This window comes from Pseudomonas sp. GCEP-101 (genome assembly GCF_025133575.1).
GTDB classification, from domain to species: domain Bacteria; phylum Pseudomonadota; class Gammaproteobacteria; order Pseudomonadales; family Pseudomonadaceae; genus Pseudomonas; species Pseudomonas nitroreducens_B.
Genome location: NZ_CP104011.1, coordinates 769,958 through 786,484, shown reverse-complemented (window position 1 = coordinate 786,484; position 16,527 = coordinate 769,958). Strand labels below are relative to the sequence as shown.

General features: G+C 60.4%; 14 protein-coding genes, 1 tRNA gene and 2 pseudogenes. 11 read left to right on the top strand and 6 right to left on the bottom strand.

The window, feature by feature from the left end; genetic code table 11:
- The first annotated feature begins 85 nt into the window (after window positions 1–85).
- The 10 genes and pseudogenes from N0B71_RS03635 to N0B71_RS03590 all read left to right on the top strand — a co-directional run.
- Window positions 86–925, top strand: a complete 840-nt coding sequence (locus N0B71_RS03635; RefSeq protein ID WP_259757348.1) for an energy transducer TonB — start codon at window positions 86–88, stop codon at window positions 923–925.
- Complete coding sequence (rimI, locus tag N0B71_RS03630; protein WP_259757347.1) at window positions 922–1,374, top strand: ribosomal protein S18-alanine N-acetyltransferase; 453 nt, start codon at window positions 922–924, stop codon at window positions 1,372–1,374. The genes N0B71_RS03635 and rimI overlap by 4 nt, the downstream gene beginning before the upstream one ends.
- Window positions 1,375–1,970: 596 nt before the next feature.
- Window positions 1,971–3,359 (top strand): flavin monoamine oxidase family protein, encoded by a 1,389-nt coding sequence (locus N0B71_RS03625; protein WP_259757346.1) that lies wholly within the window; start codon window positions 1,971–1,973, stop codon window positions 3,357–3,359.
- On the top strand, window positions 3,334–4,578 hold the full coding sequence (locus N0B71_RS03620) for a C69 family dipeptidase (RefSeq protein ID WP_259757343.1): 1,245 nt from the start codon (window positions 3,334–3,336) through the stop codon (window positions 4,576–4,578). The genes N0B71_RS03625 and N0B71_RS03620 overlap by 26 nt, the downstream gene beginning before the upstream one ends.
- Before the next feature lie 64 nt (window positions 4,579–4,642).
- Entirely contained in the window at window positions 4,643–5,287 is a 645-nt protein-coding gene (gene can, locus N0B71_RS03615; RefSeq protein ID WP_259757342.1) for a carbonate dehydratase, read from the top strand.
- Window positions 5,284–6,285, top strand: coding sequence for an isocitrate/isopropylmalate dehydrogenase family protein (locus N0B71_RS03610; protein WP_259757341.1), 1,002 nt, complete (start codon window positions 5,284–5,286; stop codon window positions 6,283–6,285). Before can ends, N0B71_RS03610 begins: the two co-directional genes overlap by 4 nt.
- A gap of 69 nt (window positions 6,286–6,354) precedes the next feature.
- Window positions 6,355–6,738, top strand: coding sequence for a hypothetical protein (locus N0B71_RS03605; RefSeq protein WP_259757340.1), 384 nt, complete (start codon window positions 6,355–6,357; stop codon window positions 6,736–6,738).
- Window positions 6,735–7,079 carry a hypothetical protein gene (locus N0B71_RS03600; RefSeq protein ID WP_259757339.1) on the top strand — a complete coding sequence of 115 codons (345 nt, stop codon included), beginning with the start codon at window positions 6,735–6,737 and terminating at the stop codon, window positions 7,077–7,079. Before N0B71_RS03605 ends, N0B71_RS03600 begins: the two co-directional genes overlap by 4 nt.
- Before the next feature lie 58 nt (window positions 7,080–7,137).
- Window positions 7,138–7,830: an SOS response-associated peptidase gene (locus N0B71_RS03595; RefSeq protein ID WP_259757338.1), complete on the top strand. Its 693-nt coding sequence runs from the start codon at window positions 7,138–7,140 to the stop codon at window positions 7,828–7,830.
- A 30-nt stretch (window positions 7,831–7,860) separates the two neighbouring features.
- Window positions 7,861–8,283, top strand: a pseudogene (locus tag N0B71_RS03590) (tyrosine-type recombinase/integrase); the annotation flags it as partial.
- Here the strand turns inward: N0B71_RS03590 and N0B71_RS03585 are convergent.
- The 5 genes and pseudogenes from N0B71_RS03585 to N0B71_RS03565 form a co-directional block, all read right to left on the bottom strand.
- On the bottom strand, window positions 8,280–8,756 hold the full coding sequence (locus tag N0B71_RS03585) for a tetratricopeptide repeat protein (protein WP_259757337.1): 477 nt from the start codon (window positions 8,754–8,756) through the stop codon (window positions 8,280–8,282). The pseudogene N0B71_RS03590 and the gene N0B71_RS03585 sit on opposite strands and share 4 nt — an antisense overlap.
- A gap of 10 nt (window positions 8,757–8,766) precedes the next feature.
- Entirely contained in the window at window positions 8,767–11,403 is a 2,637-nt protein-coding gene (locus N0B71_RS03580) for an RHS repeat-associated core domain-containing protein (RefSeq protein WP_259757336.1), read from the bottom strand.
- Window positions 11,404–11,420: 17 nt separating this feature from the next.
- A complete protein-coding gene (locus N0B71_RS03575) occupies window positions 11,421–13,103 on the bottom strand; it encodes a DUF6531 domain-containing protein (protein WP_259757335.1) in 1,683 nt (560 codons plus the stop codon).
- 96 nt (window positions 13,104–13,199) lie between these two features.
- Window positions 13,200–13,463: pseudogene (locus tag N0B71_RS03570) on the bottom strand (hypothetical protein); the annotation flags it as partial.
- Window positions 13,464–13,480: 17 nt separating this feature from the next.
- Window positions 13,481–15,028: a DUF6531 domain-containing protein gene (locus N0B71_RS03565; protein WP_259757333.1), complete on the bottom strand. Its 1,548-nt coding sequence runs from the start codon at window positions 15,026–15,028 to the stop codon at window positions 13,481–13,483.
- Between the two features lie 675 nt (window positions 15,029–15,703).
- Here N0B71_RS03565 and N0B71_RS03560 point away from each other — a divergent pair.
- A complete protein-coding gene (locus tag N0B71_RS03560) occupies window positions 15,704–16,279 on the top strand; it encodes a hypothetical protein (RefSeq protein WP_259757332.1) in 576 nt (191 codons plus the stop codon).
- An 87-nt stretch (window positions 16,280–16,366) separates the two neighbouring features.
- On the opposite strand, the gene N0B71_RS03555 is transcribed toward N0B71_RS03560, so the two are convergent.
- Window positions 16,367–16,443: transfer RNA gene (locus N0B71_RS03555), tRNA-Met, on the bottom strand.
- Window positions 16,444–16,527 lie beyond the last annotated feature (84 nt).

Genomic DNA, 16,527 nt, shown 5'->3' with positions numbered 1-16,527 from the left:
CTTTCCCCCCGACGCGTTTCACGCGACAATCCCGCCTCGTCGAGTTGGCCTGCCCATGCAGGCACCACCCACAGGTAAACGCTCCTTGATCGAAGAAGCCCGTCGCCGCGCCTACCTTGGCGCCATGCAGGTCGCCAGTTGGCTGCCGCGCGTGGTGCTGCCGTTCGCCGCCCCGTCGCGCCCGGAACTGCTGGAGACGTCCGCGCCGGTCGTCGCCGAGCCGGCGGCCCCTGCGCCGGCGGCTGTGGCCGTGGCCGTGGCACGCGAGGCTGCCGTGCCGGTCAGCGCCCCTGCGCCGATGCCCGCCGGCGAACCCGGCTCGATCGCCGCGCGCCTTCTGCCCAAGGTGGCGGCGCCGACCAAGCCGGTCGCTGCGGTCAAGGCCGAAGCGCCGAACGACGCGGAAGCCGAGCCGGTCGTCCGCACGCCGGTCGCCCCGCCGCCGCGCTTCGCCCTGCAATTGCTGCGCGCCGGCGAATGCACCCTGCTGGTCGAACTGCCCACCGGCGAGCCGCTGGCCAGCCGCGACCCGGCCTACCTGCTGCTCAAGGACCTGCTGCGCGCCGCCGGCCTGCCGGACAGCCCGCAACTGCTCGGCGAGCCGGTGCGCTGGCCGCTGTTCTCCCGCGGCAACATGGACCAGGGCCCGCAAGCCGCCCGCGAATTCGTCCAGGGCTTCGTCGCCGCGCGGCTGGAGGAGGGCACCCCGTGCGCCTGCCTGTGGCTGGTCGGCATGCCTGCCGTGCGCTTCGCCGGCGAAGGCGATGAAGAATCCCTGCTGCGCGAGCTGCAGGTCGAGGGCCTGGGCGTCGCCTGGGCACTGCCGGGCCTGGAACGCCTCGCCGAAGAACCCACCTTGAAAGCCGACCTCTGGCGCGCCATGCGCCGCGTGCGGCAACGCTGGATGAGTCAGACCCCTGCATGAGCGACGCTGTTTCCTTCCGCCTGATGACCGAGGCGGACCTCGATGCCGTACTCAAGATCGAATACGCCGCCTTCAGCCACCCCTGGACGCGCGGCACCTTCGCCGACGGCCTGAAGAGCTACGAATGCTGGGTGATGTTCGAAGGCACCCAGCAGGTCGGCCACGGCGTCATCCAACTGATCCTCGATGAAGCGCACCTGCTCAACATCACCGTCAAGCCGGAAAGCCAGGGCCGCGGCCTGGGCCTGGCGCTGCTGGAACACCTGATGAAGCGCGCCCGTGAAAGGGGCGGAGTGGAATGCTTCCTCGAGGTCCGCGCCTCCAACGGCCCTGCCTATCGCCTCTACGAGCGCTACGGCTTCAACGAAATCGGCCGCCGCCGCGACTACTACCCGGCCGTCGGTGGCCGTGAAGACGCGCTGGTGATGGCCTGCACGCTGGTGGATTGACCCCGCTGCGCCGGCACGAACATGTAGGAGCGGGCCATGCCCGCGATCGCGCATGGCGCGCTCTGCGCCGCCATTCCCCGTCGCGTAGGAGCGGACCTTGTCCGCGAAGTCCTGAACCCCTGCGCCGCGCCTGAAGGCTCTCGCGGATAAGATCCGCTCCTACAGGCCGACTCCCCTCGCGGGCGTAACGGTCTTCTTCTGAGACTCCGTGCCGAGAACTTCCCTCTCCCTAACCTTGGCTGCGCGCCCCGGCGCGATTTTTCAGGTAGGAGCGCGCCATTTCCCGTCGCGTAGGAGCGGACCTTGTCCGCGAAGTCCTGAACCCCTGCGCCGCGCCTGAAGGCTCTCGCGGATAAGATCCGCTCCTACAGGCCGACTCCCCGCGCGTAGGAGCGGACTCTGTCCGCGATGATCTCCGGTGCGATGCGGGCCCATCGCGGACGAAGTCCGCTCCTACCGGTCGTTCACCCCGCGCTACGATCCCCCGCTTCGACTCCCACCTCTATTGAGAAATTTCCCGCCGATCGGGTTTTTCCGAGGGCTATTCCTGGCTTACCCTTAAGGCCAATAACAACAAGAACAATAAGGTCGCAAACATGAATCGCAGCGATGTGATCGTGGTGGGCGCCGGTATTTCGGGGCTGACCGCGGCCTGGCGTCTGGCGCAAGCCGGGCAACGGGTGAAAGTGATCGAGGCCAACAAGCGCGTCGGTGGGCGTACCCTCAACCATCGCTTTGCCAGCGGTGAAGTGGTCGAGGTGGGCGGCCAGTGGGTCGGCCCGACCCAGGAGCGCATTCTTTCCCTGCTGGCGGAACTGGGTCTGTCGACCTATCCGCAATGGAACCAGGGCGACAATCTCACCCTGTTCGGAGGCCGGCTCAGGCCCTATCGCGGCACTATTCCGAAGTTTCCTCCGCACGTCCTGCTCGATGTCCTTCAGGCGCACGTCCGCCTGGACCGCATGGCGCGGGAAATCCCCCTGGGCGACCCCAGCCTGCACCCCAAGGCACCGCAGTGGGACAGCCTCACCTTCGCCGAATGGCTGCGGCGTAACGTGCGCACCGCCACCGGGCGCAAGGTCTTCGAGCTGATGTGCGGCGCCGTGTTCGCTGCCAGCCCCCATGACCTCTCGTTCCTCCACGTCCTCTTCTACATCCATGGCGGCACCAACCTCGACACCGTGCTCGGCGTCGACGGTGGCGCCCAGCAGGACCGCATCCTCGGTGGCTCGCAGCGGATCAGCGAAGTGCTGGCCGAACGCATCGGCGAAGTCCACACCGGCGAACCGGTGCGCGCCGTGCGCCAGGACGGCAGCCGCGTCGAACTGGTGACCGACCGCGGCACGCATCGGGCCAGCCACGTCATCTTCGCCATCCCGCCCACCCAGCTGCTGCGCATCACCCAGGAACCGCTGCTGCCCAGCTGGCGCGACCAGCTTCTGCAACGCCTGCCGCAAGGCGCGGTGATCAAGTGCATGGCGCTCTACGACACCCCCTTCTGGCGCGACAAGGGCCTGTCCGGCCAGGCCTCCAGCGAGGCCGGCCCGGTGCGCCTGACTTTCGACAACAGCGTCCCCGGTTCCGCGCGCGGCGTGCTGCTGGGCTTCATCGAAGGCGACGAAGCGCGGCAGTGGAACGCCCGGCCCGCCGGCGACCGCCGTGGCCAGGTGCTGGAGTGCTTCGCCCGTTACTTCGGTGAACAGGCGCTGCAGCCGGTGGACTACGTGGACAAATCCTGGGCCGAGGAGCCATTCGCCCGGGGCTGCTATGCCGCGCTGTTCCCGCCGGGACTGTGGAGCAGCGGCGCGGCGCGCCTGCGCGAACCCTACGGGCGCTTGCACTTCGCCGGCACCGAGACGGCGACGCGCTGGATGGGCTATTTCGACGGGGCCGTTGAGGCCGGGGAGCGCGCCGCGCGGGAAGTGCTCGGCGCGCGGGAAGATCACGGGGAGGAAGATTATGTGCGACACCTTGGTATTGCGTAGCGGCGGGGCCACCTGGTTCGCCAAGAACAGCGACCGCGAGCCCGCCGAAGCGCAACGCCTGATCCGCCTGGAGCCCGTGCACGGCGACAGCGCGGCCACGGTGCGCACCAGCTACCTGGAGATCCCCCAGACCGCCAATCGCCACGGCGTCATCCTCAGCCAGCCGGCCTGGCTGTGGGGCGCGGAAATGGGCGTCAACGACAAGGGCGTGGCCATCGGCAACGAAGCCGTGTTCACCAGACTGACCGAGCGCGACGGCGAAGCCCTGCTGGGCATGGACCTGCTGCGCCTGGGCCTGGAGCGCGGCGGCAGCGCCCGCGAAGCCCTGGCGGTGATCACCGAACTGCTGGAACGCCATGGCCAGGGCGGCCCGGCCGGCTACCGCAATAAACGCCTGCGCTACGACAACAGCTACCTGATCGCCGACCGCGACGAAGCCTGGGTGCTGGAGACCGCCGGGCGCCTGTGGGCGGCGAAGAAGGTCGAACGCTGGGCCATCTCCAACGCCCTGAGCCTTGGCCACGACTACGACCTCGCCAGCCCCAACCTGGAAACCCAGGCGCGCCGCTTCGGCTGCTGGAACGGCCGCGGCGACTTCCACTTCGCCCGCGCGTTCGATGGCCGCGTGCTGCCGTGGATCGCCGGTGCGCACCAGCGCCGCCAGCTCAACGAAGACTTTCTCGCCCACTGCCCGGCCCAGGTCGACTGGCTGGCGCTGGTGGTCGCACTGCGCAGCCATGGCCACCGCGGGCACCGCTTCCACTTGCACGACAACCGGCAGATCTGCCTGCACGCCGGCAGCTTCTGGCGCCCTTCGCAGACCACCGCCAGCCTCATCGCCCGGCTCGACGGCGACGCCCCGCGCCTGGCCGCCACCGGCACCTCCGCGCCGTGCCTGTCGATCTTCCAGCCGCTGGGCTTCGAGGAGCGCGCCGGCGAAGGGCTGCTCAGCCGCGAAAGCGACGCTGTGGAAGATTCCCTGTGGTGGCGCTTCGAGACGGTGCACCAGCGCGCCCTGGTCGACCCCGGTTTCGCCGATGCGCTGCGCGCCGGTCACGGCTGGCTGGAAACCGAGTTGCTCAGCGCCCTGGATCGGCGCACGCTGGATTGGCCGCGTCTGGCCGCCGAAGGCCAGGCCTGGCACGACGCCTGGCACCAGCTGGCGCTGCAGCAGGCGCCGCGTCCGTCGCGCTGGTGGCGGCTGAACGCTGTGCGCTGATGCGGCTTGTCAGTCACGCCCGCGCTGCGTAAGGTGCCGCCAGCCAAATGATGAGGAGCCGGACATGAGCGAGCTGCAGGAACTGTTCGACAACAACGCCCGCTGGGCCGAAGCGATCAAGCAGGAAGACCCCGACTTCTTCGCCAAACTGGCCCGCCAGCAAACGCCCGAATACCTGTGGATCGGCTGCTCCGATGCGCGCGTGCCGTCCAACCAGATCGTCGGCCTGCTGCCCGGCGAGCTGTTCGTCCACCGCAACGTCGCCAACGTCGTGCTGCACACCGACCTCAACTGCCTGTCGGTCATCCAGTTCGCCGTCGACGTGCTCAAAGTCAAGCACATCCTCGTCACCGGCCACTACGGCTGCGGCGGCGTGCGCGCCGCGCTGCACCACACCCAGCTCGGCCTGATCGACGGCTGGCTGCGCACCATCCGCGACCTCGCCTACGAATACCGCGACCACCTCGGCCAGTTCGAGAAGGAAGAGGAGCGCGTCGACCGCCTCTGCGAGCTCAACGTCATCCAGCAGGTCGCCAACGTCAGCCACACCAGCATCGTCCAGAACGCCTGGCACCGCGGGCAGAAGCTCTCCGTGCATGGCTGCATCTACGGCATCAAGGACGGCATCTGGAAGGACCTCAACGTCACCGTCAGCGGCCTCGACCAACTGCCGCCGCAATACCGCCTGCGCCCGCTCGGCCAGCCTTGAGCCGGCGCCTGTGCGTCATCCCCGGTGACGGCATCGGCCGCGAGGTCGTGCCGGTTGCCGTGGAGGTGCTGCAACGTCTGCTCCCCGACCTGCAGGTGGAAGAAGCCGACGCCGGCTGGGACTGCTTCCAGCGCCTCGGCACCTCCGTTCCCCAATCCACCTACGACCGCCTGCGCGCCTGCGGTGCCGGCCTGTTCGGCGCTGTTTCATCGCCCAGTCACAAGGTCGAAGGCTACCGCAGCGCCATCCTCAGCCTGCGCCAGACGCTGGCGCTGAACCTCAACCTGCGCCCCGTCCGCTCGCGCCCGGTGGTTTCGCCGCGCGCCGGGGTCGACCTGCTGGTCCTGAGGGAAAACAGCGAAGGCCTCTACAGTGGCCGCGAACACTGGGAAGCCGACGGCGTCGCCATCGCCGAACGGGTGATCAGCCGCGCCGCCTGTGAGCGCCTCGCCGCTGGCGCCGCCGAACTCGCCCGCCTGCGCCGCGCCCGGCGCATCACGCTGGTGCACAAGGCCAACGTCCTGCCGCTCACCTGCGGCCTGTTCCGCGACACCTGCCGCGATCTGCTCACCGAGGACGGCTGGAGCGACGTGCTCGACGAACGCCTGGTGGACGTCGCTGCCCTGCAACTGGTCGAGCGCCCGGAAGCCTTCGACCTCATCGTCACCACCAACCTCTTCGGCGACATCCTCTCCGACCTTGCCAGCCACTGGGGCGGCGGCCTGGGCCTGGCGCCCTCGCTCAACCTCGGCAACGGCATCGCCCTGGCCGAACCCGTCCACGGCAGCGCCCCTGACATCGCCGGCACCGGCCGCGCCAACCCACTCGCCGCCATCCTCAGCGCCGGCATGCTGCTGCGGCATCACTGGCAATTGCCTGAGCTGGCGCAGCGGATCGATGGGGCGGTGGATGCCTTCTTGCAGGAGGAGGGCAGGGTGGACTTCGGGAGCGAGACCACGCGGGTGATCGGGCGGAGTGTGGTGGAGCGGTTGGACTGAGCAGCAGAGCGTGAAGCGCTGCCAGCCTGTGTGTTAGCGTGCGCCAACCCTCAATGCATGGAGACAAGGATGATCCTGCGTTTCTTCAAGCCTTCTTGGCGGAAGCTTCTCATTGCCGTTGGCCTTTATTACATGACGGCCTTCTTGACGGGAGTAAACAGCGCTATTCGCGACCACATGCGGGACGACTTCGCCGAGACTGTGGTGGGGCAGAAGTATGCGACCGAGATTAAGCGCATCTACAAGGAATACCGCTGCGAGGCTCAGGAAAAGATCTATGAGTTGACCCGCAGTATGGTGGATGAGCCCCGCAGCCAGGGGCTGAATGACCAGTTGGATAGAAAAATGGCTGTCTTTGCCTGGGCAAAGAGTCTACTGATTGCCCTGCTGAGCTATTTCGCAGCGTGTATTGCCTGCACCGTTGGTGCGCATCGCGGAACCGCACGGGCATGAAGCTGCTGATACTGGCCTTGGCGCTCTTCGTGCCTCCGGCCCTCCTGTTCTGGCGTGCATCGCAATTGGCTTGGCCGGTGCGCTACCTTCTCGCTGTCCTGCCAGCAGCCTATACCGGCATCGGCTGGCAATTGGGTTCCTGGGGATACGCTTACGCCAGCTGCCAGGGTGGAGCGAAAAACCTGCATGACTGCCTGGCCGGCGGCGCGGACGTTACCGCCTGGGTTGGCCATGGCCTGTTCCTGATGATCCCTTTCCTGTTCATCGGCGCGCCGTTGTCGCTCTGGTTCCTTATCGATACCGCCGCCAAGCACATCGGCCAGTCCCGCCTGCCGCACTGACATTCGCCAGGCATGCCGGCGAACTAAGCTCAAAGCACCTTCTCCCAAGGTGCCCAACATGTGCGGACGCTACGTCAGCCCCGAAGAGGCAGCCATCGAACGCTACTGGCACATCGGCGCGCGCACCCCGCCACGCTGGCTGGAGCCCTGCTTCAACGTCGCGCCGAGCATGACCGTGCCCATCCTGCGCTACGACGAATGCGGCCAACTCGAACTACTGCCCGCCCGCTGGGGCCTGATCCCCACCTGGTGGAAGGAGCCCACCCCGCCACGCTTCTCCTTCAACGCCCGCAGCGAAGAGGCTGCCGGCAAACCCCTCTGGCGCCAGGCCCTGCGCAGCACTCGCTGCCTCATGCCAGCGCTGGGCTGGTACGAATGGAACGAGCAGGAAACCGTACGCAACCTCGCCGGCCGCCAGGTCCACCCGCCGTACTTCATCCACAGCCCCACCGACCCTATCATCGCCATCGCCTGCCTCTGGTCCCTGTGGATGAACCCCAACGGCGACCCCCTCCTCACCTGCGCCCTGCTGACCAAGGTCGCTGCGCCCAGCATCGAGCACATCCACTCCCGCATGCCCGTGGTGCTGGCGTCGGAGAACTTCGAGGAGTGGCTATCCGGCGCCACCCGCGGCGAAGCGCTGGGCGACCTGATTCATCACGCGCGGGAAGACTTTGCCGGGTACCGGGTGTCGTTGCGGGTGAATGACGCGAGGAATGATTCACCCGAGTTGATCGACGCAGCTGAGTAAGTCGATTTTTGCAGGCAAAAGAAAAAGGGGGGGGCCGTGCATGGGGGAAAGGTCCACTACCACCGGACCAAAAACCGTCAGAGTCGGTCAGTACCGATCCCGGCCGAGTTGGAGCAACTGATGTTCAAGGTGGGCATGCCTGGAACCGGCCGCCTGTTCATGTCCTGCCGTGCCGCCTTCCGTTGCGCGTATGAGCGCTGTGGATTCGATACGCCGGGGCAGTTGACCCACATCCTCCGCCACACCTTCGCGAGCCATTACATGATGGGAGGAGGGGACATCCTCACGCTGCAGCGGATCCTGGGGCACTCGTCGATCACGATGACCATGCGGTATGCGCACTTGTCGCCGGAGCATTTGGAGTCAGCTATGCGCTTATCTCCAATTGCTCAGATAAATTCTTTCAGGCAGTTGGGAAAAGGGGCGTTGGTGAAGCGCCCCGATCCGCTTTAGGAGGCTAGATCTTTTGACGTTTTTATATTCTTTTGGGCAAGAGTGTAAATCTCGCCTTGATCCTGGGGCACCTTCTCGTAAGCTTTTATGGCCTGTTTGTAGTCCCCAATATCAAAGAGCGCATTCCCTAAGTTGTAATTAAGAGCTGGATCATTTGGTGCGAATTGAAGCGCTATTTTGAGCTGGTCGCATGACTTCTCGGGTGCTCCGATTGCGGAATAGCTATTGGCTAGGGCCCGGTAGGCTTCAATATCATCAATCCGGCTTTCTAATGCCTTCTTGAACGAGTGTATCGCCATCTCGTGGTTTGATGATTTAAAGAAGATATCTCCAACTATGTACCACGCGTGGTTCTCGTCATTCTTGAACTCTTCGCTTATGGAGTGCGTGTTTTTATTGTATATCCTGTTTAGCGCTGCATCATAATTCTTGCTGCGCAAAAGCTCATGGATTTCTACGAACGGATCAGTCATATTTTACCTGCTAACAGTTCTGGTTATCGCCATATGGCCAATTAGGGTTGCAGAGAGTCGGGATGACTAGACACGGGTTAAGCATGAACGGGATTGGCATTCGCATCCTAATTCCGCCTTTGGGGCGCCGGGAGTGCTCTTCGCCTTCAGGGTGGCCGACATTTCGCTCACGCTCCCCAGATTTTTGTCTTTCATCTGCACCTTTTCTTTTGTTTGGATTCTCAGGCTTTTGATATTTGTCTCGTGCAAGCCCGTCAATGTCGTAAAAATTGATGGGGTTGTTTTCTGTATAGTGATAAAGCTTGTTCATGTACTCAGCTTGCGATGAGTGATTTACCAATCCAAGCTCTTCGGCTAGCTCAATTCCTGGATCAAGCGGTTTGTACTCCAAACCAAGCGGGTCACTTTCGACATAGCGCCCTGTCTGCGGGTCATAATTTCGAAGGTAGTTATAGTGCAATCCGCTCTCCAAGTCGAAATATTGTCCCGGAAAACGTAGATTGAGCACTGTCTGCTGCCCAGTTCCTTGCGGATCCTGATTTGGTGCTCCATTGCCGAAGGCATCCGACTGCCACTGCCACACCAGATCCCGAGTCCCTGAGGTTGCCAGCCGCGGTGTGTTCAGGTGGTCGCTGTGCAGGTAGATCACGCGTGGTGTGCCATTGCCCTGCTTTTCCACACTTGCCAGTGGCATGTTATCCAGCCACAGGTAAGCCTGGTTGCGCTGCTGAGCGCCCGCGCTGCTGTAGTCAGTCTCTGCCAGCAGTTGGCCGTCCGGTCCGTACAGGTATGTGGTGAAGCCCTGTCCGGTGAGCTTGGCCACGCGCTGGCCGAGGCTGTTGTAGCGATACTCTGCCACCTGCTGGCCGTTAAGCTTCACTGTTGCCAAGCGGTTCTGGGCATCGTAGCCGAGCAGTCGGCTGGAACGGTCCTGAGTCAGATTGCCCGCGGCATCGGTGCTGACGGTCTGACCATCGATGGCGGTCAAACGGTTGCTATCGCTGGCGTACTGATAGGTGGTGGCCGCTGTTGCGCCGTTCTCGGTGATCTGGCGCTGCGTGCGGTTGCCTACCCCATCGTAGCTGTAGCTACCTTGCTTGCTGGCAGCGTTCTCACTGGTCAGGCGGTCTAGCGCGTCATAGCCGAAGCTCAGCGTGCCCCAGATGTTGGTGGCCATTTCAGTGATGTTGCCATTGGCGTCACGCTGGTAGTCGTTACGCCAAATGCCGACGTCCTGGCGAGTGAGTTGGTAGTCCTGGTCATATTGGCGGTTGAGCTGGATGCCATTGGCCCACGTCAGTTGTTGTAGTGGTCCGAAGGGCAGGTAGCTGATGCCGCTGGCCACATTGGTGGCACTGCCGCCATCGAGGGCAAGGGTCACGCTGGCGACTTGTCCGCCCGCGTTGCGTGGATAACCTACTTGCACGGCGCCCGGGTATCCGATGCCCATCAGTTGGTCAGCGGCGTCGTACTGGAAGGTCACGGTGTCTGCCAGCGTCTGGCCGTTGATGCTCAGGTTGCGAGCTTGCTCGATCAGGTTGCCGCGAGCGTCGTAGCGGTAGGCGAGGGTGCCGCTACCGTCCTGGATAGCGGTCAAGCGGCCGATGCCGACGTTGCCACCCGCCGTGGCGTCATAGCTGTAGCTGGCGTCCAGTGCCGGTGTGGCCGGATAGTGACGGGCAGTCAGTCGGTTTAGCGCGTCATAGCTGAAAGTGACGACTACTCCACGGGCATCTGTCTGCTGGGTGACGTTGCCGGCGGAATCGTACTCGAAGGTGCTGGTACCGCTGTCCGGGCTGATCAGCTTGGTCAGGTTGCCCAGGCCGTCATATTCGTAGCGCGTGGTGACGCCGCGCGGATCCTGCACCTTGGTCAGGTTGTCCTGAGCGTCATAGCCCAGTTGGGTGACGCCATTCAGGGCATCGGTCTGGCTAACCAGTCGATCCAGGGCGTCGAAGCTGCTGGAGTTGCTGAACTGGCGTGGGTTGGTATGGCCAGTGGGGTTGTCGTTCAGGTCGTACTGGTAGTGATCGGTTTGCGCGCCTGCGCCGACCGAACGCAGCAGGCGGCCCAGTTCGTCGTAGACCCAGCTTTGTTGCTGCTTCAGCGTGCCAGTGGCGTCTTTCAGGCGCTGCGCAGTGCGCTTGCCGGCCACGTCGACTTCGTACTCCACACGCTCGCCAAGGTTGTTAGTGATCGCGGTCAGTCGACGCGCCGGGTCGTAGGTGTATTGCAGCCAGCTACCGTCAGCTCGGGTGATCTTGGTCAGTTGCCCCACCGCGTCGTGCTCGAAGCTGGTGGTGCTGCCGGCGGTGGTGATGCTCGCCAGCTTGGGATCGACGCCGCTGTAGGTGAGGGTGCTGACCACACCGTTGGCATCGGTAATGGTGCCGGGGTTGCCACGATCATCGTAATTGCCCAGCAGGGTTTCCTGACCCAGAGCGTTGGTGACCTTGGTGAGGTTGCCCTTGGCGTCGTAGGTGTAATGGGTGACGTCCTGCACGTCGGTGCGTGGGCCGTCGGCAGTTTCGATCAGTCCCTGGGCGGTGTAGGTGTAGTTCCAGCTACGTTCTGCCGCTGTCGCGGACATAGCGATGCCGCAGGCAAGGGCGAGCGCGCCCAGCCTGTACATGGGATGTACCTGCATGATGACTTCCTTGGTATTTAGCGGGGGGTGACGATCTGGCCGGTCTGTCGGCCTTGGGCGTCGCACTGGTAGGTGGTGATGCGATCGGGTTCGGTGACTTTGGTTTTCAGGAACAGCGTTGGGTGCCACTCGGTGGTGACGGTGCGAGCCTGAGGGGTGCCGGAGGCTTCGGTGCGACTGGTTTCTAGGCCGCGGTCGTTATAGTCGTATGTAGTGAGGTTTCCCTTGGCGTCGGTTCTCGTCTTTAGCAGGCCTCGGGCATCGTACGTAAATGTGGAATTGCTATTGGGGCAGTTGGGCGTGGGCTCGCCGTCGATAGAGGAGATGAGCCTCACTCCCCTGATGGTCTGAATGCTGTACTTCGTGACCCTGCCAAATTCATTGGTCACCGCCACAGAGCCATCGTTGTCATACTTTATCGTCACCCGGTCAGCGCCGTTTGTATGCTCGCTGGAAGTCGGGCGCCCCTGGTCATCGTAGCCCCAGGTCGAAAACCTCACGCCACGCTCATCTGTGATACCACTCAGCAATGCATTGTTGTTGGTGTACTCGTAGTGATATATGCGCTGGCTGCTTTTTCCCGACGCGCTTCGGGTAACAGATAGCAAGCGCTTTTCAGAATCATATGTGTAGGTGAACATTACGCCAGAAGCGGTGAGCGTCAGAGGCTGATGTGCCGCATCCTCCGTGAACGAAAGGGTGTTCCCGAGGTTGTCGGTAACTGTGACTTTCGTTCCCGAATAAGCCAATTGCTGGATGGCCCCTTGAGGTGTAGACCATTTGGTCAGCCGGCCGGTGCTGTTGAAGGTAAAACGTTCATTGCTGGTTGAGAGAAACTCCCAGCCTGTTCCGCTCTTCGTCAATACACCAAGATCCTTTGAAGCAGAAGTAACTATGCTGCCACTGACGGAAAAGAACAGTTCGCGCCCGTCTGCCATCGTAAGACGTACATCGTTCTGGGCAAAGCTAAGGTAGGTGGAGTGATTATGCCTCCATAGCCCATCCAAGCTGTTGTATGTGCGCGCAAACTGGAGAGATCCATGGGGGAATGTGTAGTCCACTTCTCTTTGGGATTTGTTACCGATGGAGAAGTTAACCGGGTTCCCTGCATAGGATTCGGGCTCCAATTGACCCGGTGTAGAGCAGGAATTGGAAGGCGGACCTTTCTGCTCCATACCTGTTCTGGGTATGGCCACAACTGCGTCGATGTCCGCGCCGGCATAGGGTGCTCCGCTTTGTACTGGTGGCAGATCGATAAGCTTCACATACTTGTAGTAAGTCTCGGTGTTGGCATTGGTGGGCTTGTCGATATCGAGGCTGTTGGTGGAAATGGTCGACCCCACGAGAATCCAATCAGCACCGTTCTGGCTGATGTAAACGTCGACGGGTTCTCCCTGCTCGCCGATCTCAACGACCCTAATGTCTGGAAAAGCCTCCCCAGATGCTGCAATACCAGGTTCAGCCAGCTTCAGGATAAGCGTCCCGCCATTGCCGAGTGACACGTATTCAGGTGCGCCGCCAACCTTGTAATCAGGAGCTCCCAGTGCGTTGGCGGGGTTTGCGTATTCACCAGTGGTATTTGGACCTGGAGAAAAGCTGACGATGGATGTTGCATATATCCAACCAGGAGTCTGAGCTGCCGGTACGGAGAGGGAGTAGAGCACGGCAAGTGCTACTACTGCATAGGATGCTTTGCGCATTGAACGTCCCTGTTTCTAGTGAAGGTCATAAGGCATCGATGTATACGCGGTTTCAATCTGAATGCTGTCCCGGCCAAACATGGCACCCAAACTAATGGCGTTGGTGAGGAAGCCGGGTGTGCTGTGATCGTCGAAACTGCCCAGCCGGGGCAGGGCATTGGTGATCTGGGTGAGATTGCCCTTGGCGTCGTAGCTGTAATGGGTGACGTCCTGCACGTCGGTACGAGGGCCGTCGGCGATTTCAATCAGTCGCTGGGCGGTGTACGCATAGTTCCAGCTGCGCTCTGCCACTGTCGCGGACATAGCGATGCCGCTGGCAATGGCGAGCGCGCCCTGCCAGCACATGGGATGTACCTGCATGATGACTTCCTTGGTATTTAGCGAGGAGTGACGATCTGGCCGGTCTGACGGCCTTGGGCGTCGTACTGGTAGGTAGTGATTCGGTCGGGTTCAGTGACCTTGGTTTTTAAGAACAGCGTTGGGTGCCACTCGGTGAGTACGGAGCGCGCCTGGGGAGTGCCGGAGGCTTCGGTGCGGCTGGTTTCGAGGCCACGGTCGTTGTAGTCGTAGGTGCTGAGGTGACCTTTGGCATCGGTGAGCGTTTTTAACAAGCCTTTGCTGTCGTAGGTGAAGCTGGAATTGCTATATGGGCAGTTTGCAGATGGCTGGCCTTGTACCGAGGTAATACGCCTGCTCCCAGTCGCACCTTGAAATGTGTAGGTGGTTTTCTTTCCATAGGCGTTGGTTACTACTGCGGATCCATCAGCGTTATAGACAATGCTGGTTTTCTCTGTGCCATCAGCATGTTCGCTAGCGATGGGTTTGCCGTAGACATCGTAAGTCCAGCTGGCGAATCTGGCTCCGTTTTCATCAACTAGTCCCGTAAGCAAACGCAGTCGCGATGTGTGCTCATAGAGATAGCTGTGGCTAGTAGTAAGGCCGCTTCGCGTTGAGGTGACAGTTTTGAGTCTTTGGTTTCCATCGTATATGTAGCTGAATGTGGTGCCATTGGCTGTCATTGCCAGTGGCTGCCCCAAGGGATCGTCGGAGAACTCAAGTTGATCACCGTTCGCGCTGGTTGCTGTTGTTAGCTTTCCGATTCTGGCAAAGCTTACGGTGTAGTTGGAGGCGTCAGAGATAGAAGTGATTTGCCCCAAGTCGTTGAATTCAAATTTATTTCCGTTGTTATTGGTAACCATCCACCCATCTTGGGTTTTTGTCAGCCTCCCAGTCTCAGTGGCAGAAAGTGGGCTGTATGGAGTACTGAGTTGAAAGAATGAGCCTCTGCCATCACTATGTACTACAGAGATATGATCGGAGTAGAACTCGAGTCGTGTTGCAAAGTTGTGGCGCCAAACTCCATCGGTGCTGTTGTATGTTCTATAGAACTCTAATCCGTTTGATGCTCTCTTCCTAAGATCGAACTCCTGCTCAACCTTGTTAGTGCTTAGCAGGTTTATAGGGTTTCCTACCGTTGGTCCTGGGCAGATATCAATTTCTGGTTTTCCATTCTGGGTGGCATAGACACATTGATGCGCGAAAGGATCATATGTAGTTGCACCGGCGCAATCATAGGACTTCTCCCAGAGCCAAGTTGAAATGGATCCTCTTCCACTCGCGGCGGAGATAGTGCAACTCCAATTGGCACGTTCAGGTAACGAAGGAGGCGTTAGTGTTTTTATGTCACCTTCAGGGTAGTTGATAGCTTCATCCAAAGCATCGCAAGCACTTTGTTGTGATTCGAAGATCCTACCCCCGATAGCGGATCTTGGGGCTTCCCAATATATTGGTTGGCCAATAACTACTGGGGATGTGAATAGCACTCCTGCTAATGTCAGGGTTTTTAGAGGTTTAGAGCTTTGGCTTTGTATTTTCTTTTGAGCGATTCTTGATTTTTCAGAGCTTGTTTTTTTGGTTGTTTTCATGGGGTTCCCTCGATAAATTTGAGCCAATGCTAACTCTCGAAGTTCGGAAATATGAATCTTTGGTGCTAATAGGGAATGGGCCGGGGACGAAATAAAAAAGCCCAGCGGTGCTGGGCTTTGGTTTTGTGTAAGGGCGTTACTTTTCGAATTTGAGTGATTTATAAATGTAATTTCCTAACAAGGCAATTCGATAGTGCCAATGAAGATCTATGTGTGGGTAATGGACGGAAATATCCGCCTATTACACGGTAATATCGCCGTGGCTGCAGAAGCTAGGACGGTTTTTGCCACGCTTTTTTTACCTGCCTAAGGGCAGGAAGTCGCGGGGGAAGCCCAAGCGGGAAACAAATTGAAAAGCGACCGTAGGTCAGTAAACGAAGAGCTCGCTGCTCGTTTTCGCTCATGAGTGCCATAAGCATATCAGGAGTGTCGGCACAGCAGCGCTGTGCAGCTATCGCTAGTTCCACAGCTAGTAGAGTTTCTAAGACAGAGGGGCAGCTACACTAGAGTGTCTAAAGCTCGTAGAGGCCCCTTCCTAACTAGAGACGCATCACAGCTTGCTCCGAACCGATAGGCGACAGTGGGGGCGAGCTTCCCTATCATTTCCCAGTCACGTGTCTCTAAACCGTCACTGGTGGCCATCCTCACTTTCCTGATGTTCGGCATAGAATAATTATGTCAGACGACAATAGCGAAACCGTAGTAGAAGAGCTTTCTGAGAGCGGAAAGCAGCCCGGTCTGGGCAGCCGTATTCATACCCGTTTTAAATCTGCAGGTGGGGTTAGTTTGCAAGATACTGAGGAGCCGTTAGAGGATGCGGCGGCGTTGATCATAGGCAAGATGGTTCTTATGTTCTCGTGCTTTGAGATGAACCTTGGTCTATGCCTTCGCAATCTGTCTCCCCAAGACGCTCCTCGAGTCGATGGGATGCGTCTTCAGGACAGATTAGATGCCTTATCGAAAGCAGTAGCGAAAAAATTCGTGGAGAAACCGCAAAGTAAGTGGAAGCAACCCTTTGATCAGTGGTTACGTCGATTCAAGTCCGTTCGGATCAAGCGAAATCGTTTTATCCACGGTCGTTGGGCTGTGATTCATTCGATAAACAAAGTCGTGAATGTTAGTGGGCCACTCCCAGGTGAACGTCCCGGAAAAGAAGTGTTTTACTCAATCGAGGAGCTTATGGGCGAGCTACAGGAAATCGAGAGCGCTATCGCGGAGTTCTACAGCTGGCGTAAGAAAGCGGGTGTCTGATCAGAGAGGTAGACAGGGTGTAGTCACTTCGTAGTCACTACCCCAGAAAGCACAAAGGGCTAGCTTTCGCTAACCCTTTGTTTTGTATGGTGGCTACACCGGGACTTGAACCTGGGACATCAGCATTATGAATGCTGCGCTCTAACCGACTGAGCTATGTAGCCGAGTGGCGCGCATTTTCCGCAGATCGAGGGGGGGTGTCAACCCCTTTTCTTGAATATTTTTCTGATCTATCAATCGTTTAGCCG